We start from the raw sequence: 24,214 nt of genomic DNA, 5'->3' as shown, positions 1-24,214 counted from the left end.
AAAACCGTATCATATTAATGCTGTACGGTCCCGATTCCAATGAGTTACACTAGAGGAATCGGGAGGTGTGACATGGACATCGGAGCTGCCTTTTTTACGAGCATCACCATCCTGATCACGGTTACTTTTTTATTTAATCTCATTTACAAATACATATTTCAGCATACGACCGGCATATTGAAGCAGATCGCGATGGTCGTAGGCTTTATCGCGCTGGGCTGGATCGCAATGAAATTCGGCGTTCGATACAATGGCTCGGCGATCTTCGATCTCCGCAACGTGCCGATCATCTTTGCCACGCTCGTATTCCGCGATCCCAGGCCGATCCTTGCGATCGGCTTCGGCATAGGGTTGGCGCGGTTCGGCATCAACGGAATGTCTGCATCCGCTTTTACCGCCTTCTGCAACATTTCTACGATGGGCGTCGCCGGAGCTACGCTCGTCAGTCTGTATCGGCGCAAACCAAGCTGGGGGTACCAGCGCAAGGCGAGCCTATCGCTGCTGTCGATCAACGCGTTGCAGGTCGCAGGCGTTCTTGCATATGGCGCGGTCGACCGCGCCAATTACGCCACGCATATCATGCCGTATACGCTGCCGGTCACGATTTTGCTCGGCGCATTTTTTCTTTTTATTATGCGCGATTTTTTCCTCGACCAACAGCGCGCCGTACAGCTGAAGCTGACGAACGAAGCGCTGGAAAAAAGAACGTGCGAGCTGCTGGAGTCCCAGAGGATGCTGGAGGAAAGGGCCGAGCTCATCCTTCAGGCTTCGAAGTACAAATCGGAGTTCATGGCCAATATGTCGCATGAGCTGAAGACCCCGCTTAACAGCATTATTTTGCTGTCGCAAATGATCGGCGAGTCCGATGACCGCATGCTTCTCGAAGACAATCGCCGGTACGCGAACATCATTCACGCTTCCGGCGAGCAGTTGCTTCACATGATCAACGATATTTTGGATCTGTCCAAGGTAGAAGCCGGCAAAATGGACATCGTGCTGGACATATTGTCCCTCAGCGATACGGTGGAACTGCTCCACCGCCAGATGCAGCCGCTCGCCGAAGTCAAAAATCTCGAGCTTCGTCTTCAGGTGAACGACGACGTGCCGCAGACGCTGCTGTCGGACGGGTTGCGGTTGGGACAGATTTTGCGCAATCTGCTCGTTAACGCCATTAAATTCACGGACAACGGCTATGTCGCTCTCATTGTCGCGGCCGAACGTTCGGCCCACGGAGAAGGCGCAAGCCATGTCGTCTTTACGGTGAAGGATACGGGCGTCGGCATTGAGCAGAGCAAGCAGGAGCTCATATTCGAAGCGTTCCGGCAGGAGGACGGGTCGATCAATCGCCGGTTCGGCGGTACGGGACTCGGGCTGTCGATCAGCCTCCAGCTTGCGACGCTGCTCGGCGGGACGCTGTCGCTGCAAAGCCGAAAGGGAGAAGGCAGCGCGTTCTCGCTGCGTTTGCCGATTTTGCCCGCGATCGAGCCGTCCTTGTCGGAGAGACAGACGACGGCATCGACCGTTTAGAGGAGAGGATCGCGGCATCCACCGATTAGAGGGAGGATGCCGCGATCTTTTACTTTTTAGTCTGATCGAACGCTGCCCGTCGGCGTTTGATAGAGGCAGGCAGAAGTGCTACAATTGTAAACGCGTGTTCACGACGGAGGAAAGAGGTGCTGGAAATGAAGTACAGGAAATTGGGCACTACCGGACTGAAGGTAAGCGAGATCAGCTTCGGCAGCTGGATGACTTATGGCCACACCGTCGGCCAGGATACGGGCGCGAAGCTGATCGATCGCGCGTTCGAGCTCGGCATCAACTTCATCGATACGGCTAACGTGTACGAACGAGGCGAAGCCGAGCGCATGCTCGGCGAGGTGCTGCCGCGTTACCCTCGCGAATCGTACGTGCTGGCGACAAAGGCGTTCTGGCCGATGGGCGAAGGCCCGAACGATCGCGGCTTGTCCCGCAAGCACGTCTACGAGCAGCTGAACGCCAGCCTGAAGCGGCTGAAGCAGGATTACGTGGACATCTTCTACTGCCACCGGTACGATCCGGACACGCGTCTGGAAGAGACGCTGCGCACGATCGAAGATTTCGTGCGGCAGGGCAAGGTGCTGTACGTCGGAGTCAGCGAATGGACGGGCGCACAGATTCAAGAGGCGCTCCAGGTCGCGGACAAATACTTGCTCGACCGGATCGTCGTCAACCAGCCGCAATACAACATGTTTTACCGCAATATCGAGCATGACGTCCTGCCGGTCAGCGAGAAAAACGGGCTGTCCCAGGTCGTGTTTTCGCCGCTTGCGCAGGGTGCGCTCACGGGCAAGTACAGGCTGGGGCAGCAATTGCCGCCCGACAGCCGCGCGGCGGACCCGAAGACGAACATGTGGATCAAAGGCTTCCTGACCGACGCGCATCTGCAAAAGATCGAACGACTGGACGCCGTCGCCAAGGAGCTGGACCTGTCGCTGTCGACACTTGCGATTGCCTGGATATTGCGGCACGAGAGCGTGGCCAGCGCACTCGTCGGCGCCACGAAGACGTCCCAGCTCGAAGAGAACGTCAAAGCGTCCGGCGTATCGCTGTCGCAGGAGACGATCGATTGCATCGAGGCGATCCTGGCCTGACGTCCGCCCACGCCGGGATCGGTGTCATGCCGCGCCGATCTGATTCATTCTGTTCGGGTTCGTCCAATGAATAGAAGACGAACCGAACAGGAGGGATGGCTATGCCTTGGGACAAGGACGATTACCCGGACTCGCTTAAGAACTTTATGGCGCCCGTTCGCAACAAGGCGATCGACATCGCCAACGAGCTGCTTAAGGACGGCTACTCCGAGCGTCGGGCGATCTCGATCGCCACGGCCAAAGCCAAGGAGTGGGGCGAGGATCACGACAAGCAAATTCGTAAAAAAGGGCATTGAAAAGCAAGGGAGCGATCGTCCGCGCGGGACGGTTCGCTCCCTTGCTTTCGCTTCGGCAACGCGGGAAGTCGACATCTTACATCTTCAATCCGCCCATGAGCGGCATGATCGTCTTGATCATGTCCATGCCCATTTTCATAATCGGCAATGCCTTCTGCATGAAGCCCATCAGGTCGTCAAGGCCGCCGAGTCCGCCCAGTGCGCTGCCCGGACCGCCGCCGCCGGCGCTGACTGCGCCGGTGCCGACCGCCGCGCCGGCAGCTTCCGCAGCGGCGGGTGCAGCCGCTGCGCCCAACGCGCTGATTTTCGCTTTTTGCCAGGACCGCTTCGCCGCCTGCGGATTCCACTTTTCAGTCCCGCGGACCCCCGAGAGCGTAAGCTGTCCGCTTTTGATGTCTCCGATCAGCCCTACGTAATAGGTCCCGTCCTTCATCACGACGCATACGGGCTGGCCGCGGCGACCCCGCAACTGCTTGCGCGACCGCGTCTTCGGCCGAATTGCCATAGCCGATCACCTCCTTTATTCGGCGGCTCGAATCGTATAGGATAGCGATATACGGCTTGATACCGCCGCCGTTTGGAACGCATCGCCTAACGCTTGAGACTGCGGCGTGCGCTTCAGGTTTGCTACATTTTATGCGGCCGAACGGGGATAGCTTGTGCATCTATCCCTGTCCGCCGCCGCCATCCATAGAAGGAAGGGGAATACGGATGACAGAGGAAGGTGCGGAACAGGCCGCGCTCGCGACCTTCGCGGGAGGCTGCTTCTGGTGCATGGTTAAGCCATTCGACGAGCTGCCGGGCATCGTCAGCGTCACTTCGGGTTATACCGGCGGCCACACCGATCGCCCGACGTACGAATCGGTCGGCAGCGAGACGACGGGGCATGCCGAGGCGGTGCAGATCGTCTTTTACCCGCGTATTTTTCCGTACGAGCGGCTGCTCGACATTTTCTGGCAGCAGATCGATCCGACGGACGCCGGCGGCCAGTTCAACGATCGCGGCAGCTCCTACCGTACGGCGATCTTCTATCACGACGAGCGTCAGAGACGGCTGGCGGAGGCGTCGAAGGAGGCGCTTGCCGCCAGCGGACGGTTCAAATCGCGGATCGTCACCGAGATCGTACCCGCCGGACCCTTTTATCCGGCCGAAGACGAGCATAAGCATTATTACAAGACGCATGTGCGGCATTACAAGCTGTACGCCGAAGGCTCCGGGCGGGTGGACTATCTCAGGCGCGCATGGCGGACCAAGCGGGACGAAGCGAGCCTTCGGCGCAGGCTGACGGCGCTCCAGTACGAGGTCACCCAGGAGGGCGCGACCGAACCTGCGTACGACAACGAATACTGGAACTTCTATGAACCGGGCATCTATGTAGACATCGTGACGGGAGATCCGTTGTTCGGCTCCGAGGACAAGTTCGATTCGGGGACGGGCTGGCCGAGCTTTACGAAGCCGCTGCACGAAGGCTTGGTTCGAAGGGAGGCGGATTACCGGGGAGGCGTCGTTCGTACGGCGCTCGCGAGCAGGCTGGGCGGTACGCGGCTCGGCTATCTGTCGTACGACGGACCCGGCCCGGACAAGCTTCACTACCGGGTCAATTCGGCGGCACTGCGATTCGTGCCCTCCGAAGGGGAGCCGAATTCGGAGGCTTTGTCGGGCGACCGCTTCAACAGTTAACGAACAAATGTTCGCGAAAAAGCTTGTAAAACGATTCGCGCCCATTTAAAATGGAAAAGAATACGATTCCAAGTGATGGAAAGGGCCGAAGACATGAACGTCCGATATGCAGAGATCGACGAGGCGATCGCCTACATTCATCAGAATTTGGACGAGCCTCTGCCGTTGTCGCGCCTCGCCCGTCACGTCGCTTTCAGCTCTTATCACTTCGCGAGGATTTTTAAGGAACGGATCGGCTTGCCGCCGCTGTACTACGTCTCGTCGCTGCGCTTGCAGCGCGCCAAGGACCTGCTGCTCAACTCGAACCTGTCCGTTCGGCAGATCGGGCTTGAGATCGGACAGCTGAGTTTAGGCACATTTACGACACGCTTCACCGAGCGGGTCGGCATGACGCCGGGGGAGTTCCGTCAGTCGGAGCCCGAGGCGGCCAGATATTTGCGCGCGCTTCGCGAGCTGTCCGACTGGCAGGAGCATGCGGCGACCTTCGAGCCGGGAGGCATGCCGGTGACCGGCACCGTCGTCGCCGACGAGCCGTTCGACGGCTGCGTGCTGATCGGCTTGTTCGCCAAGCCGATTCCGGAGGGGCTGCCGATCTACGGCACACTGCTGCCCGGGCTCGGCAGATTTACTTTCAGAGACGTCCGGCCCGGCGTCTATTATCTCATGGCGACATCGGTCGCCTGGGAGATGCAGGCCAAGGATTTTCTGCTGCCGCAGCGGACGCTGCGCACCCGGTCCAGGGCGCCGCTGTTCGTCGGACCGCTCTGCGAGGTTCACCCGCAGCAGGTGAAGCTGTATCCGCCCCGTCCAGACGATCCGCCGATCCTGATCTCGCTGCCGGTGCTCATGAATCAGTTTTTAAGCCGTATAGGCAAGTAACCAAGAGTCGATCGACCGAAGCTCCGCGCATGCGCGGAGTTTTTTAATGCGGATTTGGGCGGATGCGAGGGGGCGACTCATCCATGCGCCAGTGAGGAACCTGCAATATGATGTACGACGGGCGCTACGACCGTTTATTCGGGATCGTCCGGCCATCTGCCTTCGAAAGGAGAATCGGCTTGCACCCCACCGTCAGCGTGGTCATTCCGTTTTACAACGATCCCTATATTAACGAAGCGATCGACAGCGTGCTGGCGCAGACGTACCGGCCGATCGAGATCGTCGTCGTCGACGACGGCTCCTCGCGGTACGCCGATCGCATCTTGCCGGCTTATGCCGGACGGGTGCGCTACGTCGCCAAGGCGAACGGCGGCACGGCAAGTGCCTTGAATGCCGGCATCCGCGTATCCTCCGGCACATACGTCGCTTGGCTGAGCTCGGACGACCGGTTCCGCCCCGACAAGATCGAGCGCCAGCTTGGCTATATGATCAAACGACAAGCGAGCATTTGCTGCACGGACTTCGCCGTCATCGACGGGAGCGGCAGGCTCGTCGCCAGCCGATACGGCGAGCCTTACCCGGACGGACTCGCGCTCATGCGCCTGCTCGCGACGACGAATGCGATTAACGGCTGTACGGTCATGATGCGCAGGGACATTTTTGATATTGTCGGCGTGTTTAACGAATCGCTCAAGTATACGCAGGATTACGATTTTTGGGCGAGGGTCGTGCTAAGCGGCATACGCATCGACTATTTGGCTCTCCCATTAACGGAATACCGGATGCACGATGCGATGGGAACGGTCGTCAACAAGCCCGGGCTGATGGCCGAGTATGACAGTTTGCGCGCTTTTTACGGCAGCCGGCTTGCGGGCCTGTTCGCGGAGGGAGGGACGTTCGGATGAAAATCCTGCTGGCCACCTACTGGCTGTTGCCGCATGTCGGCGGCGTGCATGCGTTCATGGAGCAAATCCGCAAAGCGATGATGCAGCGCGGGCATCAAGTGGACCTGTTCGGCCACAGTCCGGATTATCAAAAGTACCATATGTACAGCGACGGACGGACGTTCGAAAAGGCGCATGTATTGCCGATGCTGCAATCGAAACTGAGCGCATCGAGCGCCGCGACTTATTTGAACGATCCGCTCGTCAGGCAGTACGAGCTCGATCGTTATTGCCTAGAGCTTGCCGCTGCCTATTTCGGCTTGGACGAGTACGACGTCATCCATACACAGGACGTCTTTTCCGCACGTTCGTTGGCGCGGGTCAAGCCGAGGCATACGCCGCTCGTCGCGCATATTCACGGCTCGATCGCCCATGAGCTGCGCGCGCATTTTCGCGCTCACCCCGAGCTCGGCATCGGCGAGCACTCGCCGGCCTGGCGTTACTGCCATGCGATGGAGTACTATGGCGCCTCCTCAGCGGACGTCGCCGTCACGGCGAACGAATGGATGAAGACGATTTTGACCCAGGACTTCGGCGTCGATCCGTCGCGCATCGAAGTATTTCCGTACGGCCTCGATACGGAGATGTTCCGCGCCCGCAGCGCGCTCGCCTCGCCGGTCACCAAGCCCCCCGGCAAAAAAGTGATCGCCTGCTCGGCGCGCCTGACGTTCGTGAAAGGCATCGATCTGCTCATCACGGCGCTCGCGCAGCTTAAAAGCGTGCGCCAGGACTGGGTTTGCTGGCTGATCGGCGACGGCGAGCTGAGAGGAGACCTGGAGCGGCAGGCCAGAGAGCTTGGCCTTCAGGATGATATCGTATTTTGGGGGTTCAGGCAGGACGTTCCGGCACTGTTAGCCATGAGCGATATTTTTGTCCATGCCTGCGTGCTGGACAATCAGCCGATCTCCGTCATCGAAGCGCAGCTCGCGGGTGCGGCCGTAGTCGTCTCCGACGCCGGCGGCCTGCCGGAGATGGTCGAGCACGGCAGGACCGGGCTCGTTTTTCCGAGCCGCAATACCGGCATGCTCTGCGCCTACCTGTACGATCTGCTGCAGCATGACGCCTATCGCGCACAGCTCGCTTACGCATCGAAGCAGTGGGCGGAAAAACATTGGTCCATGGATGCGATGATCGCGCGCCTCTCGGATGTTTACGAGAAGGCGGGGCGGATCGCGCTAAGCGGAGGGAGGGGAACGCCTTGATGCCGGATGAACGTGTCGTGCCGGGCGCCTTGTACGCCGGTCTGTTCGACCCTTACGCGGCGCCCGGACCCGATCTCGCAGTCAACTACGAGGTGTGGAACCGGATTTATCATGCTTTGCCGGAGGGCTATAAGCTGCCGGACCTGCCCGTCGCGACGTTGCGGCTGCCGGGCGCGGGTTAGATGCGAAAAAGCTGCGAGACGCCCAGGGCGATTCTCGCAGCTTCGGCAACAGTGAAGCGCATCAAAGCGATTCCTTAAACCCGATGCCGGACAGCATCGTGTCCCAGAAGGCATTGTTGCCTTTCCAGATGACGTCGGGATGGCCCGGCAGCTCGACCGTGCAGACGCGTTCCAGAGGCCAAGCGGTCTCCGTCAGCGTCGCGACGTCCGTGTGATTTACAAGCAGAACGCGATATTCGTGGCTGACGAGACCCGACAGCGCCTTTTGCAGGCCGATCGCTTCTTCCATCGAGCCGCCGCACCGAACGAACAGCAGCCGTTTGGCCGACGCAGCTTTATCCAACAGACGGGCTGCGCGGCGCTCATATTTGAGCTTGACTGCGCTATGATCTTCGAGCAGCGCTGGCGTATTTCGATGGACAAAAAAGTCGTGATTGGAAAAAGCGTTGTACACGTTCTCCTTCACCAGCAACAGCTTGTCGCTCGCATGGTCCACATACGTCAAATGATCGCGGTCCATGAAGCCGTCGAACCGGTTCTCCAGCAGCCGGTTCACGTCGGCCAGCTTGGGCGTGCTCATCCAGTCCAGCGGTCCCGCGAACGGCCGGAGTCCGCACCGCTCGAGCTGGATGGACGACAGGCACAGCTCTCCCAGACTGAATATGCCGTCGTATTCCCCTTTGATTTCAGCTAATCGCATCGCATTCGCCTCCCGGTTAACAGCAGGTCAGGTCTCCATTATAGTAATGCGTTCGGCGACCGCTGCGCTTGGACGAACATCGGAGGGCGAACGACGATTATCGACGCCGCCCCGGACAGGCGCCTTAACCGAAAAAAATAGCCGGAATATCGTATACGATCAAGCGAACAAGAAGGTGAATCCATGTCCGTCCTCAAGATGGAAGCCGGCGTCCTGATGCCGATCGATTCGCGGTACGTCGGCATGCTCGAAGTGGACATCGTGAACAGGGGCCAGAAAGACTTCAATGCTTGGATCCAAATGTCGGGCCCGTCCGGAATCGTAAACGAGATGCTTGTAGACGTCCAAGGCGGCGGGAGAAGCAGGCGGCTACAGGATATGCATACGCTCGAGCAGCCGTTCTCGTTGCTGATAGTCACCAATACGAAGCGGTACGATGAGATCGGGATCGCGGTTCGGGTCAAAAATTACGGGAATCTGGTCGCGATATTTAACGAGACGCATTTCGATCGGGTTCATTGAGGCTGCGGGAGGTGTTCCGTTCCGTTGAAAGTACTATTTGCTTATTATGTGCCGAGCGGTGGCGTAGAGACCCTCAACCGACAGCGAATTCGCGCGCTTCGCCAACGTGGGGTGGAAGGTCATTGCCTCTATTTCGAGCCCGGGGCGGGGCTGCAGAACAGCGCGGATCTGCCGGTGACGGTGACGAGCGACGACATCGAGATCAAACGACTGCTCGATGCGGGACGATTCGACGCGGTCGTCGTTATCTCGGATTATGTATCGCTCAAGAAGTTTCGTATGCTCGGCTACGGCGGACCGCTCATTTTGGAGATTCAAGGATACGGACCTAAGGCCGTCGCGCAGCGAGAGCTCATGCAAGCCATCCCCTACGTCGAGCGGTATGCATCGGCGCTGCTGAACCCGTACACGCCCCATATCGATTCTTTGTTCGAACAGTTTTTCCCCGGCGTGCCCAAGTACCGGATGCACAACTGCTTCGACTCGGACGCGTTCGCCTACGAATGCGTCGGCTTCGCTCAGAAGCCTGAAATCGCGTGGATCGGGCGGATCGAGGACAACAAGAACTGGCTTGAGTTCCTGCAAATCGGCGCCCGTCTCGTCCGGGATTACGACAGGGGCATCCGGCTGCGAATGTACGAAGATCCGGCGCTGGCGGTCCGTGAGGAACGGGAGCGGATGGAGCTTTGGATCGACCAGCTCGGCTTGCGCGACAATTTGTCGTTTTTCCCCAACATACCTAACGCGGAGATGCGCAAGCACATGTCTTATATCGGGGATTCCGGCGGCTTTCTCTGCTCCACGTCCAAGGTCGAAGGCGCCCCGTACGCCATTCTTGAAGCAATGAGCTGCCGCTGCCCGGTTCTGACGAGCGATTCGGACGGCGTATCCTCCTCGATCTATCACCAGCGAACGGGACTGTATTACAAGCTGGGCGATATCAATCAAGCTTACGAGGAAGCCGTTCGGCTCATGAGCGATGTCGGCCTTCGGGCGTCGATCCGCGACGAGGCGGTCGCGCACGTCAGAGCCCGCTTCGCGCCGGCGGGCTACTGCGACGGATTCCTGCGCATGATCGGCGAATTGAATGCGATGCGGTGAAAGGAAGGATCCCATGATCAAATACAAGCACAGCACTGGCGCGGAGATCGGCAGCTTTGCGCCATTTCCGATTCGCGAAGAGATCGTGCTCACGTCGGTCAGCCTTCACGGAATCGATCCGGGCGACGTGGTCGTTTTGCACATCGAGATCGGCTGGTCGAATCCGGGCACGTTCGACATGGGCGAGCTCGAGGTGATGCTCAAAAAGGACGATCCGCACGGGGAAACTGTCGATTGGTCGCTGGAGTCTTGTTTTGTGAGCGCGGTCACCCGGCTCGAATGCCGAATGACCGGCGGCTTGCCGGACCAGGTTTATTATCTCTGCGTCCGATCGGCCGAAGGGCTCGCCGTCATGAATGGCCCTTACCGGCTGGAAGGCAGAGTGGAGGCGTAGGTCTCGGCGATGCCGCCGGCGGTGTCGTAAGCGGCCGTCCAACGCAGCGTTCTGCGCGCTCTGCGGGGATCGAGACGGCTGTGCCGGATATCGCCGGGTCTGCCGGGCACGTGCCGGCGCTCAATCGGAACGCCTGCGCATCGCTCGAGCAGACGGAGCAGCTCGTTGACCGAGGTCGCGCGGCCCGTGCCGGCGTTCAGCGTCTCGCGGGAGCCGCGCGTCAACGCGGCCAGATTGGCGGCGACGATGTCCTTGACGTAGACGAAGTCCCGCGTCTGCTCGCCGTCGCCGTGCACGACCGGCGAAGCCGCTTGACGAAGCCGCTCCAAAAATACGGCCACGACGCCGCCTTCTCCCTTGGGGGTCTGGCGCGGGCCGTATACGTTGCCGTAACGGAGGATCGTATAGTCAAGACCGTGTAATTGGCTATAGATGCGGATGTACTGTTCCGCCGTACGTTTGGACAAGCCGTAGAACGATACGGGCTCAGCTTTGTCGCGTTCGGAGACGATCTCCTTGCCGACGTTGCCGTACACGGCGGAGGTCGAGGCGAAGACGATCTTCCGCGCGCCCGCTTCGCGGCAAGCGGCCAGCACGTTCAGCGTGCCCGCGATATTGACGCTCGCGTCCTCCGCGGGATCGGCGATCGAGCGCTGGACATCTGCCTGGGCCGCCAGATGGAAGACAACTTCGGGCCGCAGGCCTTCGATGACGGCGCGCGCGTGGGGCGAACGGATGTCCGCTTCGTGCAGGACGGCGCCATCGGGCACGTTGACACGGTATCCCGACGACAGGTTGTCGATGACATGGACGTCCGCCCCTTGGGCAAGCAATGCTTCGGTCAGGTGGGAGCCGATGAAGCCCGCGCCGCCTGTTACGGCTACGATCATAACAGAATGTCTCCCTCGCTCGATTGTGATTTTAATCCAATGTATGACCGGGGCGCGCGTCTTGCTATTCGCTTGTGAGCGACATGCTATAATGGCGATAGTCTGGCTAGTCGAACAGGAGTGTCGGGAAATGGCGGAAAGCCATCATATCTTAGTCGTCGAGGACGACGACGATATCAATCGGCTGCTCTGCAGCGTGATTCGCTCGAACGGGCATGTACCGCAGCCGGCTTATTCGGGCACGGAGGCCGAGCTCTACCTGGGACAGCGCGAATGGTCGATGGTGCTGCTCGATCTGATGCTGCCCGGCAAGCGGGGAGAAGCGCTGCTTGAGGAGATCGGGGAGCGGTACGGCTATCCGGTCATCGTCATCTCGGCCAAAGGCGAGCAGCAATCGAAGATTGCCGCGCTCAAGGCGGGCGCAGACGATTATATGACCAAGCCGTTCGACATCGAAGAGGTCGCCGCACGAATGGACTCGGTGCTGCGACGGCACCGGAGATGGCCTCAGACGCAAGCGGACGGTCCCGCGCTGCTGCGGCACAAAGATCTGACGGTCGATCCGGAGGCGAAAACCGTCTTCGCGGGAGACGTCCAACTGACGCTGACGGCGCGGGAATACGACATCCTGGCGTTGCTTCTGTCGTCCCCCAAGAAGCTGTTCGCGAAAGCTAATTTGTTCGAAAGCGTTTGGGGAGAAGAGTATTTCGGCGGCGGGGAAAACGTCGTTAACGTACATATGAGCAACCTGCGCAATAAACTCGCAAAAGCGAATCCGGCGGAAGAGTATATCGAGACGATCTGGGGAATGGGCTACCGGCTTAAATCTTAAGCTTTTCTTATGTATCGCCTTAATCAAGTCTTATGACTCGGCCTCTAAACTTGAAGACAGGAAGAGGAGGCTGACGAAGATGAACGAATTCGTGCTGAGAACGCATCAATTGACCAAACAGTACAAAAACCAGACGGCGCTCGATCGCGTGGATGTTTCGATTCGCCAAGGAACGATCTACGGCTTTATCGGGCAGAACGGGGCGGGCAAGTCGACGCTGATGAAGCTGGTGACGGGGCTCGCCTTCCCGACGTCGGGCACGGTGGAGCTGTTCAGGGCCACGGGCGGCTCGGAGCTTGTCCGGGCTCGCAGGCGAATGGGCGTGTCCATCGAAAGTCCGGCGCTGTACCCGCAGTTGACGGCGACCGAAAACCTGGAGGCTCATCGGCTGCAGCAGGGCATACCGGGCCGGGACGCCGTGAAGCGGACGCTCGAATTGGTCGGTCTGTCCGGAACGGGAAGGAAAAAAGCGAAAAACTTCTCGCTCGGCATGAAGCAGCGGCTGGCGCTGGGGGTCGCGCTGCTCGGTTCGCCCGAATTTCTCATTCTCGATGAGCCGACCAATGGGCTCGATCCGATGGGCGTCGTCGAGATGCGCGATCTGCTTACGAAGCTGAACCGGGAGATGGGCATCACGATTCTGATCTCCAGCCACATTCTTAGCGAGCTGCATTTGCTGGCCACGCACTACGGCATTATTCATAAAGGCAAACTGCTTGAGCAGCTGACGAGCCGTGAGCTTCAGGAGAAATGCAGGCAGTTCATCCACATCAAAGTCGACTGTCCCGAACGTGCCGCCGCTGCGATCGAGCGAGAGCTGGCGACGACGGCGTTCGAGGTGACGAACGACGGCGTCATCCGTTTGTTCGATCATCTGAATCGTCCTGCTGCGGTGTCGTCGATGCTTGTCGGCGAAGGGCTCGCGCTCGAGCAATTCATGCCGATGGGCGAGGACCTGGAGAGCTACTTCACGACACGGATCGGAGGTGGCGGTCATGCTTAATCTGCTCCGTTCCGAATGGTACAAGCTGCTGCGCAACCGTGCGTTTTGGCTGCTGCTGTCTGTTTTGTTCGTATCAGCCGCGGCTTTCGTACTGCTCAATTATTTCGACGACCCGAACGACGGCGGCGCGCTCACCGGAAAGGACGGACTCGACATGCTGACCACGGCTATGGGCGGCAACAATTACATCATCAAGATCGGGCTTAGCGTCTTGGCCGGATTTTATATCTCGAGCGAGTACGCGACCGGGACGATCAAACGGGCGGTCGCATCCGGCTACGGCCGGGCCAAGTATATTACCGCGAAAATGATCGTTTTTATTTTCGGCTCCATGCTGACCGTGCTCGTTTTTCCGGCCGTGAACGCGGTGCTCGGCACCATGCTGTTCGGCCTGGGTGAGTGGCCGGGCATTTCTGAATCGGCGTTCCTTCTCAAATCATTCGCGCTTACGCTGGTTTTGTCGGCCGCTTTCGCAGCCGTGACAGGCGCCATCGCGACGCTGCTTACGGACAGCGGCAAGACGATCGGCTTCGCGTTCGTCTTTTACTTTTTCGCGGACGGGATCTACGTGATGGCCGGCAAGCACCTGCCATTCGTCGAGACGCTCTACGAGCATTCGATATTTAACTTGATTAATCATTATGCCGATCCCTATATGAGAGCATCCCGCTTTTCCGAGAGCTTGTATGTCTCATTATTCGTCGCCATCGCCTTCACCGCCATTGCGGTCGCCGTATTTAGACGCAAAGAGATCAAATAACGCAAGACGAAAGGAGGCAGGCGCATGCCGCTCGCCGTCGTCATAGTCGCCGGTCTGGCGGCAGCGATTTGCCTGATTCGCCTAAGCTTGGTAAAAAGAGAAGTTCGGAGTCTTGCCAAGCAGCTCCGGCGATATAACGATGGCGAATCCGCCGCAAAGCTTGCGATCGGCATGCCTGACAGGGACTTGGAGGCGCTTGCGTCGGAGATCAACCGGCACACGGATTTGATCGTTCGTGCGAATGTCGAGCGCAAGCGCACGGAAGAAGAGCTGAGGCAAGCAGTCGCCAACATCTCGCATGATTTGCGTACGCCGCTAACGTCCATCTTCGGCTACATTCAGCTGCTCGGCTCCCGCGATTTGCCGGCGGAAGAGCGGGACGAAGCGCTCGGCGTCATTCGCAAGCGAACGATGCGGCTGCAAGCCCTGCTGAACGATTTTTACGAGTTGGCGATGATCGACTCGACGGACTATGCGCTGAAGCCGTCGAAGCTTAGGCTCGACAAGCTTTTGCCCGAGATTCTGATGAGCTTCCACGATCAGCTGACGGAAAAGGGGCTCACCCCGTCGCTCGAGTTGGATGCGCAGAGCATAGAAGTTCGAGCGGACGAATCCGCGCTCCGAAGAGTGGTCGAAAATCTCGTCGTCAACGCGATCAGGCATGCGCGCGGTACGCTGAACGTCAAGCTGGAGGTTCAAACGGGCAACGCGGTTTTGACGCTCGCGAACGAAGCCCCGCAGCTGCGCGGTACGGATACGGAATTGCTGTTCAATCGTTTTTACATGGCGGACGCTTCCCGGTCTGGTGTCGCCTCCGGACTGGGCTTGTCCATCGCGCGCGGACTGATGGGTAAAATGGGGGGGACCTTGACCGCCGAGATGCGCGGCAATGCATTATGCTTCGTTTGCAAATGGAAATTGCTCTAAAAAGCCGGTTTAACCGGCTTTTTGCGTTGTACGGCAGGAGCGGACGGCGTCATGTATGGATCGGCCTTGAGATGCAAACAGTATGCAAGGACCATTGCTGAAGTACGGATCAACGAATTCGACGACGAGGAGAAGGTTGCCGAAATGAAGCATGCCCAAGACCGTAAACAAACCGCGGCACTCCTTGCGCTTTCTTCGATCCCGCTGATCATGACCTTGGGTAATTCCATGCTGATCCCCGTTCTCCCTGCGATCGAGCGGGCGCTCAACATTTCTGCGCTTCAATCGAGCCTGGTCATTACCGTTTATTCGATCATGGCGATCATCCTGATCCCTGTGGCCGGATATTTGTCCGACCGGATCGGCCGCAAACGAATCATCGTTCCGAGCCTGATCCTGGCGGCGGCCGGCGGCGGCGTCTGTATCTGGGCGGCAGGCATGAACAGCTACGGCTTGCTGCTCGCCGGACGCGCGCTTCAGGGGATCGGCGCGGCGGGTGCGATGCCGATCGTGCTGCCGCTCGTCGGAGACATGTTCAAGGACGAGGAGCAGATCAGTACGGGCCTGGGACTCATCGAGACGTTCAATACCTTTGGAAAAGTACTTAGTCCGATTTTGGGATCGGCGCTTGCCCTCATCGCTTGGCGGACGCCGTTTTGGTCGATTCCCGTGCTGTGCGCGATTTCGATCGTCCTGGTATTGTGGCTCGTCCACCCCCCGAAGACGGACAAGAAGGAGAAGCCGCCGAGCCCGAAGGTGTTTCTCGGCACCGTTTGGAAGCTGTATAAGGAAAAAGCTCGCTGGCTGACGGCGTTGTTTATCGTCATTTGCTTTACGATGTTCATTCTTTTCGGTCTTTTGTTTTATTTGTCCGAGACGCTCGAAAAGGAGCATCACATGAAAGGAATTATAAAAGGGCTAGTGCTGGCTATCCCGCTTGCCGTTCTTTGCGCGGCCTCTTTCGCAGCCGGCAAATGGATCGGCAGACGAAAAAAATTGATGAAATGGACCGTTACGGTCGGCTTTTTCATCACGGCGCTGGCTGTGGCGGGGTGCTTGCTTTGGGACGCTACGGTAGGGCGAATCTCACTTCTAAGCGCTGCCGGGCTCGGTATCGGAGCGGCGCTTCCTTGTCTTGACGCCTTTGTTACCGAAGGCATTAAAAAGGAGCAGCGCGGCTCGATCAGCTCGTTTTACAGCAGCATGCGATTCGTCGGCGTAGCGGGCGGTCCGCCGGCGGCTTCGGTCCTGATGCAGCAGTCCATATCGCTGTTTTTTTGGGTCATGGTCGTCTGTGCGTTTGCGGCCGCGGTGCTGACATTGTTCCTGATCCGCCCTAAAGAAGACGTGCAGCCCGCCAAAGCCTAATGCCTAATCCGCAAAATTGCATCATTCGTATCCGCCAACCAGGGGTCCCCGCGGACCTCTCATTGGCGTTTGCCGAAGCTTGCGGCGGGGTAAAAGAAGCCATTCAACCGTTAACCCGCAAGGAGGAAAGCGTATGATTTCGATCAGCGCAGCACGTCTTCAACCGCCGTACGATCCGAATACGTGGGACTGGAGCCTGATCGCGAACAATCGACCGCTCAAGGCTGCGGTCGCCGCTTCGCTCGCGCAAATCGGCGACGTCGACCGGCGGCAGGACGCGAAGGAGCTGCGGTGGCTGCTTGAAGGCATTCGGCGCGAGCTTGCGTATTTTAAAGCCATTTATCCCGATGCCACCTTGGAGCGGGAACTGGCGGCCGCCTTCTCGCGCCAGGTCGATACGCTTGACCGGCGGGCGGCTTCGATCATCGAACAACCGGCCGAGGCGACTTGGGACGCCTATCTGACGTTAAAATACGAGATCCGCAAAGTATACAAGCAGTTGGGCGGCATCGTATCGGGCAGCGACTGGCAGACGCCCGGTAAGCAGTCGCATGGAGGGCGGCAGGCGCTGACCGATGAGGCCGGCTTTGCGCAAGAGGAAGAGGGAACCTACCAGCGCTGCTACGGAAGCGAGGCGGTAAAAGAATATGAAGCTGCTGCGATGCGGGCATTTTACAGCGTTCCCGAGGAATTGATGACTCAAAGCTCGCTTTTTTTGACCACCTCGGGCATGAAAGCGCTGGAGCTCGCCATCGCGGCCTTTCGTTCTTTTACCGGCCAGCGTCTGCCGTGCGTCGTTCAAGCCGGCTTTTACGGTGAAGGCGTGGAGCTGGCGCAAACGTTGCTGGACGACGTCAGGCAGGCAGAGCCTGACGAAATATACCGTATGCTCGAGACGTCCCAGGCAATCGGCTGCCTGATCGTAGATCCCGGACAGTGCTGGCCGATCAAGCCGCCTGTCGATCTCGACAAGCTGTTCGACCGTTTGCGCCGTCACCGACCGGGCGGGAATGAACTGCTGTTTGTCATTGTGGACAGGACGCTAACCTCGATCTCCAATCAAATGTTCCGGCGATATGCCGGCAGCTTGCCTCCGCACGTCATACTTGTGAGCGTAGAGAGCGGCATCAAGTATTTGCAATACGGCTTCGATCTGACGAACATCGGCTATCTGGTCGCCTGCGGTCAAGCGATGGAAGAGCCGTCTCATCGATCCCGATGGGTCGATCTGCTGTCCATCCTCGACGCCGGCGCCAGTCCGCTCGACGTCCGCCAGCTGCCCGCACCAGACTTCCCGACGATCGAAGCGCGACTTGGCCGCCTCAACCGTAACGCGCATTGGATGAATGCATATTTGAGCTACTTGCGCGAACAAGGCAGGATCAAAGACTATTTTTTATCCGTAAACGCCTCCGACGATTATGTACTGGACGGATGGCCGTGGATCGGCACCGTGTTCTATATTAGGCTGCATGGCGACCTCTCAGAGCAGGACTACCAAGCGCGCATCGATGCATGCGCCGGCGCCGTTCCGTCAAGCATGCATCTGATCTCGGGCGGCAGCTTCGGCTTCGATTCGCTAAGGCTGAACGCAGTTCACGGAGAGACAGCCGAGGAAAATGCGCTTCGGCTCTCCGCCGGCAGAGCTCCGCTCGACCAGTTGATGGAGACGATGCGCGTTCTTGCCGAGCTGCTATTTCCTGCACAAGCCGGATGAAGCGCATAGAAGACCGAAGTTTGCGGACGCTAACCTCATCCGACGCATGGCGCATAGCGGATTCGAACGGCTATATGGCGCTTGATGCCGCATGCCGAGCTTGACATTCGCATACCGTCCTATCAGAATATTGCCTAAGCGGCTTTTTATATCGATATAAGGGCAGGTAGAAGCATGGGACGCAAATGGAACAATATTAAAGAGAAGAAAGCATCCAAAGATGCGAATACAAGTCGCGTCTATGCCAAATTCGGCGTCGAGATCTACGTCGCGGCCAAAAAAGGCGAGCCGGACCCGGAAGCGAATCGCGCGCTCAAGGTCGTACTTGAACGGGCGAAGACATACAACGTGCCCCGAGCGATCATCGACCGGGCTCTCGACAAGGCCAAGGGATCGTCCGAGGAGAGCTACTCCGAGCTGAGGTACGAAGGCTTCGGACCGAACGGCTCGATGGTCATCGTCGACGCGCTCACCAACAACGTCAACCGTACGGCATCCGCCGTCCGTGCCGCGTTCAGCAAGAACGGCGGCAACATGGGCGTTAACGGCTCCGTCGCTTATATGTTCGACGCCTCCGCGGTCATCGGCGTTACCGGCAAAACGGCCGACGAGGTTATCGAGTTGATGCTTGAGGCGGACGTCGACGTCCGCGACGTCGTCGAAGAAGAAGACACCGTCATCGTTTATTCCGACCCGGAGCAATTCCATGCAGTGCAAGAGGCGTTCAAGCAGGCCGGCATATCCGAATTCGCGGTCGCCGAGCTGTCGATGATCCCCCAGAATTACGTGACGCTGACCGACGACGCTCAAGCCCAATTCGAGAAAATGCTCGATGCGATCGAAGATCTCGAAGATGTTCAGCAAGTTTACCACAACGTCGATACGGAAGAGTAATATCCGCCCGCGCAAGCGGGTCTTTTTATTTTTGCCGACGCTGCTGCCCCCTCAACGCCGAGATTCAGCATTGTCTTCGCTTTTCTCACATTAGAACGATATCCCCTTCGCACAGGTGAATGATGGTTTGCATCCCGAGTAATAAATTGGTATAATGGGAACATATGATCCTATATGGGTGTGGGGGAAATATGATGAGTGCTTCGAACCGGATGTGCGAGCAGGCGCCGACTTTTTGCGAAGAAGATTGCGAGATCGCCCTTTTTCGTGCGAAGTGGCCTGACGGCTTTCGTTGTCCGCGATGCGGGGGACCCGACTTTTATCGAATCGTTTCCCGCGGTCGGCGGCTGTTCGAGTGCCGCTCGTGCGCTCGCCAGACTTCGCTCACGGCCGGTACGATTCTTGAGGGCACCCGTACGCCGCTTGTGAAGTGGTTTCACGCGCTGCACCTGATGCAGACCGGCATAACGGCCAAGCTGTTGGCAGAGCTTATTCAGGTGACGTACAAGACGGCCTGGCTTATCAATCACAAGCTTCGCTATGCGATCCAGGTGCACGACGAGGGCCAGCCGCTCGTCGGCGATTTGCAGTTGTTAGGGGACTTCTATGCGCGCCCGGCGACGAACCGGCCCACTGATCCGTTGACGTTCCGGGAGGAGCCCGCCGTAGCCGGCGCGTCGATCGATCCGGAGAGCGGAGAGCTGGCAGTGGTTAAAATTAAACGCATGTCCGCCGCCTCGTTCAGCCGCCGTGCGTTTGCCGCCGATTCGTTCGGCGGATTTTTGTGGCGGCATGCGGCAGAGGACCGGACAGGCGGTCGACGCATCGAGGTCGTCAAGGCGTCGGAGCGCGAAGGCGTGACAGCGCTGGGCGCCGTGTGGCGCGGCGCGATCGGTTGGCTGGCGCGGACGTTCGGCGGTATCGGACCTAAGCATTTGCAAGCTTACCTCGACGAATACTGCTTCCGCCTGAACGCGCGTTTGAACGTGTTCGGAACGCTACTATCGTTATGCGGCCGTATTCGCACGATTACGCAGCCCGAGCTCGTACGCAAGCGCTACGGCGTCCGCTCGATTCGTTGGACCGGTCAAACGAATCTGGCGAAGCTTTCCCGCTCGCATTGCGTCTCTTGATCATGGGCTAACATCCAAACTTCATGCTTCACTGCATAGCTTATTTCGTGTGCACTTCTTTGAGATACATAGTTCGTGATTGCCATCGTCGGGAAGTTAAAAAGGCGTTCGCTTCAATCGTCCTTGCACATCATTTGTTTTTCACATCTTCAGTGCCTATACGTCATCAGTACTTGTACGTTATCATTGCATGTCCGTCATCAGTACTTGTACGTTATCATTGCATGTCCGTCATCATTGCATGTCCGTCATCATTGCATGTCCGTCATCAGTGCATGTACGTCATCAGTGCATGTCCGTCATCAGTGCATGTACGTCATCAGTGCATGTACGTCATCAGTGCTTGCCAATCCACCGTCCATGCTCGTCATCCGTCCTTGCGCCTGTGCGAAGGGGATACCATGTTAATGCGAGAAAGGGCGGTCCTCGTCCCGGCGAGCGTACAAAAATTTCTAATAGAGAGATTAGTATGTTAGACTCCAATAGAAGATAGGCGCAGCCGCCTTGGACTTTCGAATGCGCTATTGGGAGTGTCTTATATGTATGGAGCGCGGTTGTTTCTTACGATAGGAAGCCTTTTTATGGCCGTCCTTTTCGTTTCGTCGTTCGTGTTCACGGTAGATGCCTACGGCTCGATCGCGCAGACGGTAGCCTCCACCGTTTGTTGCGCGCTTGTAGCGCTTTTGATCGCTCATGTTCTGAACCACCGTTTCGGACGGAGTCTTTTTCTTGTTATGCTTGCCGTGATCGGTTTGAGCGTTCGAATCGGCTGGATCATGCTCAATCCTGCACCGCCCAGCTCGGATTTTCTTTTTTTATACGAGGCAGCGCGTGAGGCGGCATCGGGCAACTTCGGTTTTGCGAATTCGGCTTATTTTACGAGTTTTCCGTATCAGTTAGGATTTACGATGTACGAAGCCGCGATCATCCGCGTTTTTGGGGATTCTTTGGTTGCATTAAAGGTGCTCGGGGCCATCTTTAATATGGGGACCGCCGTTATTCTTTATTTCACGGGCGCCCGCTTGTTCAATGAGACCTGCGGGAGAATCGCGTCATGCTTTTATGCTTTTTATTTGCCGAATATTATAATGTGCTCCGTCCTTACGAATCAGCATCTTTCTATTTTTTTGTTTTTCCTTGGATGCTCGCTACTGCTCAAGCGCAGAGGAGCGCTGCTGTCGTGGTTGTGGGCAGGACTCGCGATCGGCGTCGGGCAGCTGATCCGGCCGATCGGCGTCGTTTATATCATTGGCATCGTTTTGTTCGCTATGCTGGAGGTATGGAAAAAGCTTCGCGAGGGAAGAAGGCGAAAAGCCTGGCGCCAGGCGGGCATGCTGCTCGCCATGATTGGCATTTACGCCGCCATTCAAGGGGGCGCCAACGCATCACTTCAACATGCGGGTGTTACGAATCATGCCTTGTCGGATGGCGATAAGTACTGGAAGTTCATGGTTGGGCTTAACGCGGATGCCAACGGTGGTTGGAACAAAGAGGATGCGCAATATGCGAACAGCTTTGCGTTCGGCGAGGAACGGCATAAAGCTGAGCTTAAGCGGATCAAGGAGAGGCTTGAAGATAAAACGCAGATAGCTGCGCTCATGGGCAGAAAGCTGGCGCTCATGTGGGGAAGCGGAGATTCTTCGGCATATTGGAGTCTTGACGGGACCGGTCGCAGCCAGCTCGAGCGTTCGCTCAGCATGGCCGAACGGCCGCAATACGTCGTTTTTTGCGGATTTGCGTTATTTGCGCTGCTGGCGCTTTGGAGGGCCGGCATGTACAGGGGACCGCTCCTTTATATTTTGCTATTGTTAATTTACGCAGGCGTACATTTGGCGATCGAGATTCAGACTCGATATCGACTCGATTTGCTGCCCGCCATTATGCTGCTTGTCGGCTATGGCGTCTGGCAGACATACGGTTCGATACGCAAGGCTGCTTCATCGTTCGGCGAAGCGACTAAAAATACGACAGGCGGCGTCGAAGCCTGAATGAAAAAGCATGGCGAACGTCCGCCATGCTTTTTCAACTCGTTAGCGACACGCGCCGGAATGCCGCCAAGTTAAGCGTTCTGCGGCTTCGTATGGGCATTGCGTCGGGTGGACCAAAGCCGCCAGCCAGTCAACAGCGCGCCGGTCAGGCAAATTGCGGAAGCCGTTAAAAATACGACGTGCATGCCTGCGATAAACAAATCGGGACTTGCGGAGCCGAAGTCTTTGATGCGGACGCCGGCTTTTGCGCTCATGACGCCAAAAAGCGTGGTCGTCGCGAGCGTAATGCCTGCGACCATGCCGATGTTTCGAATCAGCGCGTTGATGCTGCCCGCGATGCCTAGCTGGGTCTTAGGCACTTTTGACATAATCAGCGAATTGTTGGGCGACTGGAACAGACCGCTGCCGAGACCCAGGAGCGCCATCCAAGTGCCTGCCAGTGCGATAGAGCTGTCCGGGCCAAGCGTGGCCATGCCCGATTGGGCGGCGATCAGTACGAGCAGACCGATAAAGGTCAGCAGTTCGGAACCGATCTTGTCCGAGAGGGCGCCGCTCAGAGGGGCGACGACGACCATGACGATCGGGAACAGCATCATGAGCAATCCGGCCTGGGACGGCGTCAAGCCAAGGATATCCTGAACGTAAAACGGCGCGATGATATTGAAACAGGAATTGGAGACGAATACGAGAAACCCGCATAAAATGCTTAGCGAAAATAGCGGATTGCGAAACAAGGAAAGCTGCAGCAGCGGTGCAGCGATTTTTTTCTCGAAGTGGATAAAAGAAACGAGTACGACAGCCGAAGCTGCAAGCGAGGCAATAATCCACGGCTGCGCATAACCAAATTGCTGACCGAGGAGCAATCCCGCGAACAGCAGCAAAATAAAGACGGTAAACATCGCGCTGCCGGCCGCGTCGATTCTGACTTTGAGCTTGCTCAAGTCGACGGGAAGCTTCCGCCAGCCGATCGCAAGCGCAACGAGTCCGACGGGAACGTTGACCCAAAAAATATATTCCCAGCCAAGACCCGATAAAATAAGACCGCCGAGGCTTGGACCGGCAATAATGCCGAGCGAAACGAAGGTGCCGGTCAGCCCCAACGCTTTGCCTCGCTCGCTGCCGGGAAAAATATCGGTAACGATGCCCTGGCTGTTCGCCATCGTCATCGACGCGCCCAGCGCTTGGACGAGACGCGATGCGACGATCGCCGGCAGGCTGTCGCTAAGTCCGCATAAAAGCGAGCCGACGGTAAAGATCATCATGCCCGTACGGAATACTTTAATTTTTCCGACGATATCGCCGAGCTTGCCGAAAAACAGAATGGCCGCGCAGATCGTCATCAGATAGGCGGTGACGATCCATTCGGTCTGTGCGACGGGCAGGCGCAACTCTCTGGAAATGACGGGCAGGGCAATGTTGACGATGCTGCCGTCCAGCGTGGCCATGAACGTGAACAAATTAAGAATGATAAGTATGAGCCACCTGTTTTTTTGAATGATCGGATCGTCCTGGTAGGTCATCGGATGTCAACCTTCCTTTTATAATCAGTTGGTTGCGAGCGCAACTAAATTCGGATAAAGCTAGTGTAGCTCAATTTAGTTGCGACAGCAACTTCGTTGCGCTAAGCTAGGAATATTCGATCGCATCGCGGAAGGAGGACCGACATGAGACCGTATTCGGTAGGCAAACTCATGTCCTTCATCAACCGAATCGCACAGCGCGAGCTGGCCGAAATGCTGAAGCCGCATGATATCGGAAGCGGAGGGCAGCACAGCTACCTAAGAGCGATATTGGCGACGCCCGGCATGAACCAAGACAAGCTGACGAGCGTGGTCAAGCTCGACAAAGCCACCACCACCCGCTGCATTCGACAGCTGGAGGAGGCGGGGTACGTGACGAGGACGGTCGACGAGCAGGACCGACGTTCTTACCGGCTTTATCCGACCGAACGAGCGATTGCCTTCGAGCCCACGCTGCAAGCGATTTTAGACGATTACAATCGGTTGCTGACGGCCCGTCTGACCGCGGACGAGATCGATACTTTGCAGACGCTGCTTCAAAAGATGTACAGCGGGCTCGACGATACTCTGTTGAACTTGGGCGAATGATGTCGATTGGATTTATGCCCTGCAGACTAGGCATCCTAAAGCGTATTCTGCCGTTCGCCGGCTA

The 24,214-nt window shown here is 57.7% G+C and carries 25 protein-coding genes; 21 read left to right on the top strand and 4 right to left on the bottom strand.

The window, feature by feature from the left end; all coding sequences use genetic code 11:
• The first annotated feature begins 72 nt into the window (after positions 1–72).
• From KVT38_RS24685 to KVT38_RS24675, 3 genes are all read left to right on the top strand, one after another.
• Complete coding sequence (locus KVT38_RS24685) at positions 73–1,527, top strand: ATP-binding protein (protein WP_217596408.1); 1,455 nt, start codon at positions 73–75, stop codon at positions 1,525–1,527.
• 155 nt (positions 1,528–1,682) lie between these two features.
• A complete protein-coding gene (locus KVT38_RS24680) occupies positions 1,683–2,630 on the top strand; it encodes an aldo/keto reductase family protein (RefSeq protein ID WP_217596407.1) in 948 nt (315 codons plus the stop codon).
• A 101-nt stretch (positions 2,631–2,731) separates the two neighbouring features.
• Positions 2,732–2,926, top strand: coding sequence for a DUF2188 domain-containing protein (locus tag KVT38_RS24675; protein WP_090115892.1), 195 nt, complete (start codon positions 2,732–2,734; stop codon positions 2,924–2,926).
• A gap of 76 nt (positions 2,927–3,002) precedes the next feature.
• On the opposite strand, the gene KVT38_RS24670 is transcribed toward KVT38_RS24675, so the two are convergent.
• The gene (locus tag KVT38_RS24670; RefSeq protein ID WP_217596406.1) at positions 3,003–3,431 is read right to left on the bottom strand and encodes a hypothetical protein; all 429 of its coding nucleotides are present in this window, start codon (positions 3,429–3,431) and stop codon (positions 3,003–3,005) included.
• Positions 3,432–3,637: 206 nt separating this feature from the next.
• Here KVT38_RS24670 and msrA point away from each other — a divergent pair, with 206 nt between their 5' ends.
• The 5 genes from msrA (at position 3,638) to KVT38_RS24645 (ending at position 7,813) form a co-directional block, all read left to right on the top strand.
• Positions 3,638–4,606, top strand: coding sequence for a peptide-methionine (S)-S-oxide reductase MsrA (gene msrA, locus KVT38_RS24665; RefSeq protein ID WP_217596405.1), 969 nt, complete (start codon positions 3,638–3,640; stop codon positions 4,604–4,606).
• 93 nt (positions 4,607–4,699) lie between these two features.
• On the top strand, positions 4,700–5,485 hold the full coding sequence (locus tag KVT38_RS24660) for a helix-turn-helix domain-containing protein (RefSeq protein ID WP_217596404.1): 786 nt from the start codon (positions 4,700–4,702) through the stop codon (positions 5,483–5,485).
• A 107-nt stretch (positions 5,486–5,592) separates the two neighbouring features.
• Entirely contained in the window at positions 5,593–6,390 is a 798-nt protein-coding gene (locus KVT38_RS24655) for a glycosyltransferase (protein ID WP_254639527.1), read from the top strand.
• Positions 6,387–7,631 (top strand): glycosyltransferase family 4 protein, encoded by a 1,245-nt coding sequence (locus KVT38_RS24650; RefSeq protein WP_217596403.1) that lies wholly within the window; start codon positions 6,387–6,389, stop codon positions 7,629–7,631. The genes KVT38_RS24655 and KVT38_RS24650 overlap by 4 nt, the downstream gene beginning before the upstream one ends.
• Complete coding sequence (locus KVT38_RS24645) at positions 7,631–7,813, top strand: hypothetical protein (protein WP_217596402.1); 183 nt, start codon at positions 7,631–7,633, stop codon at positions 7,811–7,813. Before KVT38_RS24650 ends, KVT38_RS24645 begins: the two co-directional genes overlap by 1 nt.
• Before the next feature lie 61 nt (positions 7,814–7,874).
• Here the strand turns inward: KVT38_RS24645 and KVT38_RS24640 are convergent, their stop codons facing one another.
• Positions 7,875–8,513: a DUF1796 family putative cysteine peptidase gene (locus tag KVT38_RS24640; protein ID WP_217596401.1), complete on the bottom strand. Its 639-nt coding sequence runs from the start codon at positions 8,511–8,513 to the stop codon at positions 7,875–7,877.
• Between the two features lie 183 nt (positions 8,514–8,696).
• Here KVT38_RS24640 and KVT38_RS24635 point away from each other — a divergent pair, with 183 nt between their 5' ends.
• From KVT38_RS24635 to KVT38_RS24625, 3 genes are read left to right on the top strand one after another with little or no spacing between them, the layout of a single operon-like run.
• A complete protein-coding gene (locus KVT38_RS24635; protein WP_217596400.1) occupies positions 8,697–9,035 on the top strand; it encodes a hypothetical protein in 339 nt (112 codons plus the stop codon).
• A gap of 24 nt (positions 9,036–9,059) precedes the next feature.
• Positions 9,060–10,136: a glycosyltransferase family 4 protein gene (locus KVT38_RS24630; protein WP_217596399.1), complete on the top strand. Its 1,077-nt coding sequence runs from the start codon at positions 9,060–9,062 to the stop codon at positions 10,134–10,136.
• Positions 10,137–10,149: 13 nt separating this feature from the next.
• Positions 10,150–10,530, top strand: coding sequence for a hypothetical protein (locus KVT38_RS24625; RefSeq protein ID WP_217596398.1), 381 nt, complete (start codon positions 10,150–10,152; stop codon positions 10,528–10,530).
• On the opposite strand, the gene KVT38_RS24620 is transcribed toward KVT38_RS24625, so the two are convergent.
• Entirely contained in the window at positions 10,500–11,420 is a 921-nt protein-coding gene (locus KVT38_RS24620; RefSeq protein ID WP_217596397.1) for an NAD-dependent epimerase/dehydratase family protein, read from the bottom strand. The genes KVT38_RS24625 and KVT38_RS24620 overlap by 31 nt on opposite strands.
• Positions 11,421–11,550: 130 nt before the next feature.
• Here KVT38_RS24620 and KVT38_RS24615 point away from each other — a divergent pair, with 130 nt between their 5' ends.
• From KVT38_RS24615 to KVT38_RS24575, 9 genes are all read left to right on the top strand, one after another.
• On the top strand, positions 11,551–12,252 hold the full coding sequence (locus tag KVT38_RS24615; RefSeq protein WP_217596396.1) for a response regulator transcription factor: 702 nt from the start codon (positions 11,551–11,553) through the stop codon (positions 12,250–12,252).
• Positions 12,253–12,331: 79 nt separating this feature from the next.
• A complete protein-coding gene (locus tag KVT38_RS24610) occupies positions 12,332–13,255 on the top strand; it encodes an ATP-binding cassette domain-containing protein (protein ID WP_217596395.1) in 924 nt (307 codons plus the stop codon).
• Complete coding sequence (locus tag KVT38_RS24605; RefSeq protein ID WP_217596394.1) at positions 13,248–14,015, top strand: ABC transporter permease; 768 nt, start codon at positions 13,248–13,250, stop codon at positions 14,013–14,015. Before KVT38_RS24610 ends, KVT38_RS24605 begins: the two co-directional genes overlap by 8 nt.
• 24 nt (positions 14,016–14,039) lie before the next feature.
• Positions 14,040–14,942, top strand: a complete 903-nt coding sequence (locus KVT38_RS24600; RefSeq protein WP_217596393.1) for a sensor histidine kinase — start codon at positions 14,040–14,042, stop codon at positions 14,940–14,942.
• 144 nt (positions 14,943–15,086) lie between these two features.
• The gene (locus KVT38_RS24595) at positions 15,087–16,310 is read left to right on the top strand and encodes an MFS transporter (protein WP_217596392.1); all 1,224 of its coding nucleotides are present in this window, start codon (positions 15,087–15,089) and stop codon (positions 16,308–16,310) included.
• 133 nt (positions 16,311–16,443) lie between these two features.
• Positions 16,444–18,027 (top strand): hypothetical protein, encoded by a 1,584-nt coding sequence (locus KVT38_RS24590; RefSeq protein WP_217596391.1) that lies wholly within the window; start codon positions 16,444–16,446, stop codon positions 18,025–18,027.
• A 174-nt stretch (positions 18,028–18,201) separates the two neighbouring features.
• Positions 18,202–18,921, top strand: coding sequence for a YebC/PmpR family DNA-binding transcriptional regulator (locus KVT38_RS24585; RefSeq protein ID WP_217596390.1), 720 nt, complete (start codon positions 18,202–18,204; stop codon positions 18,919–18,921).
• A gap of 194 nt (positions 18,922–19,115) precedes the next feature.
• On the top strand, positions 19,116–20,054 hold the full coding sequence (locus KVT38_RS24580; protein ID WP_217596389.1) for a transposase: 939 nt from the start codon (positions 19,116–19,118) through the stop codon (positions 20,052–20,054).
• A gap of 581 nt (positions 20,055–20,635) precedes the next feature.
• Entirely contained in the window at positions 20,636–22,042 is a 1,407-nt protein-coding gene (locus KVT38_RS24575) for an ArnT family glycosyltransferase (RefSeq protein WP_217596388.1), read from the top strand.
• 71 nt (positions 22,043–22,113) lie between these two features.
• On the opposite strand, the gene KVT38_RS24570 is transcribed toward KVT38_RS24575, so the two are convergent.
• Entirely contained in the window at positions 22,114–23,562 is a 1,449-nt protein-coding gene (locus KVT38_RS24570; RefSeq protein ID WP_217596387.1) for an MFS transporter, read from the bottom strand.
• A 144-nt stretch (positions 23,563–23,706) separates the two neighbouring features.
• Between KVT38_RS24570 and KVT38_RS24565 the strand changes: the two genes are divergently transcribed.
• A complete protein-coding gene (locus KVT38_RS24565; RefSeq protein ID WP_217596386.1) occupies positions 23,707–24,150 on the top strand; it encodes a MarR family winged helix-turn-helix transcriptional regulator in 444 nt (147 codons plus the stop codon).
• The last annotated feature ends 64 nt before the right edge of the window (positions 24,151–24,214 follow it).

The sequence above is a fragment of the Cohnella sp. GbtcB17 genome, assembly GCF_019091135.1.
In the GTDB taxonomy this organism is placed as follows: Bacteria; Bacillota; Bacilli; order Paenibacillales; family Paenibacillaceae; genus Cohnella.
The sequence above is the reverse complement of the archived record's forward strand: the minus strand, read 5'-3'. Positions and strand labels throughout refer to the sequence as shown.

Bases quoted from the DNA above. Each gene is read 5' to 3' on its own strand.
- KVT38_RS24685 (WP_217596408.1), top strand. From the start codon at position 73: ATGGACATCGGAGCTGCCTTTTTTACGAGCATCACCATCCTGATCACG.
- KVT38_RS24680 (WP_217596407.1), top strand. From the start codon at position 1,683: ATGAAGTACAGGAAATTGGGCACTACCGGACTGAAGGTAAGCGAGATC.
- KVT38_RS24675 (WP_090115892.1), top strand. From the start codon at position 2,732: ATGCCTTGGGACAAGGACGATTACCCGGACTCGCTTAAGAACTTTATG.
- KVT38_RS24670 (WP_217596406.1), bottom strand. From the start codon at position 3,431: ATGGCAATTCGGCCGAAGACGCGGTCGCGCAAGCAGTTGCGGGGTCGC.
- msrA (WP_217596405.1), top strand. From the start codon at position 3,638: ATGACAGAGGAAGGTGCGGAACAGGCCGCGCTCGCGACCTTCGCGGGA.
- KVT38_RS24660 (WP_217596404.1), top strand. From the start codon at position 4,700: ATGAACGTCCGATATGCAGAGATCGACGAGGCGATCGCCTACATTCAT.
- KVT38_RS24655 (WP_254639527.1), top strand. From the start codon at position 5,593: ATGATGTACGACGGGCGCTACGACCGTTTATTCGGGATCGTCCGGCCA.
- KVT38_RS24650 (WP_217596403.1), top strand. From the start codon at position 6,387: ATGAAAATCCTGCTGGCCACCTACTGGCTGTTGCCGCATGTCGGCGGC.
- KVT38_RS24645 (WP_217596402.1), top strand. From the start codon at position 7,631: ATGCCGGATGAACGTGTCGTGCCGGGCGCCTTGTACGCCGGTCTGTTC.
- KVT38_RS24640 (WP_217596401.1), bottom strand. From the start codon at position 8,513: ATGCGATTAGCTGAAATCAAAGGGGAATACGACGGCATATTCAGTCTG.
- KVT38_RS24635 (WP_217596400.1), top strand. From the start codon at position 8,697: ATGTCCGTCCTCAAGATGGAAGCCGGCGTCCTGATGCCGATCGATTCG.
- KVT38_RS24625 (WP_217596398.1), top strand. From the start codon at position 10,150: ATGATCAAATACAAGCACAGCACTGGCGCGGAGATCGGCAGCTTTGCG.
- KVT38_RS24620 (WP_217596397.1), bottom strand. From the start codon at position 11,420: ATGATCGTAGCCGTAACAGGCGGCGCGGGCTTCATCGGCTCCCACCTG.
- KVT38_RS24615 (WP_217596396.1), top strand. From the start codon at position 11,551: ATGGCGGAAAGCCATCATATCTTAGTCGTCGAGGACGACGACGATATC.
- KVT38_RS24610 (WP_217596395.1), top strand. From the start codon at position 12,332: ATGAACGAATTCGTGCTGAGAACGCATCAATTGACCAAACAGTACAAA.
- KVT38_RS24605 (WP_217596394.1), top strand. From the start codon at position 13,248: ATGCTTAATCTGCTCCGTTCCGAATGGTACAAGCTGCTGCGCAACCGT.
- KVT38_RS24600 (WP_217596393.1), top strand. From the start codon at position 14,040: ATGCCGCTCGCCGTCGTCATAGTCGCCGGTCTGGCGGCAGCGATTTGC.
- KVT38_RS24595 (WP_217596392.1), top strand. From the start codon at position 15,087: ATGAAGCATGCCCAAGACCGTAAACAAACCGCGGCACTCCTTGCGCTT.
- KVT38_RS24590 (WP_217596391.1), top strand. From the start codon at position 16,444: ATGATTTCGATCAGCGCAGCACGTCTTCAACCGCCGTACGATCCGAAT.
- KVT38_RS24585 (WP_217596390.1), top strand. From the start codon at position 18,202: ATGGGACGCAAATGGAACAATATTAAAGAGAAGAAAGCATCCAAAGAT.
- KVT38_RS24580 (WP_217596389.1), top strand. From the start codon at position 19,116: ATGAGTGCTTCGAACCGGATGTGCGAGCAGGCGCCGACTTTTTGCGAA.
- KVT38_RS24575 (WP_217596388.1), top strand. From the start codon at position 20,636: ATGGCCGTCCTTTTCGTTTCGTCGTTCGTGTTCACGGTAGATGCCTAC.
- KVT38_RS24570 (WP_217596387.1), bottom strand. From the start codon at position 23,562: ATGACCTACCAGGACGATCCGATCATTCAAAAAAACAGGTGGCTCATA.
- KVT38_RS24565 (WP_217596386.1), top strand. From the start codon at position 23,707: ATGAGACCGTATTCGGTAGGCAAACTCATGTCCTTCATCAACCGAATC.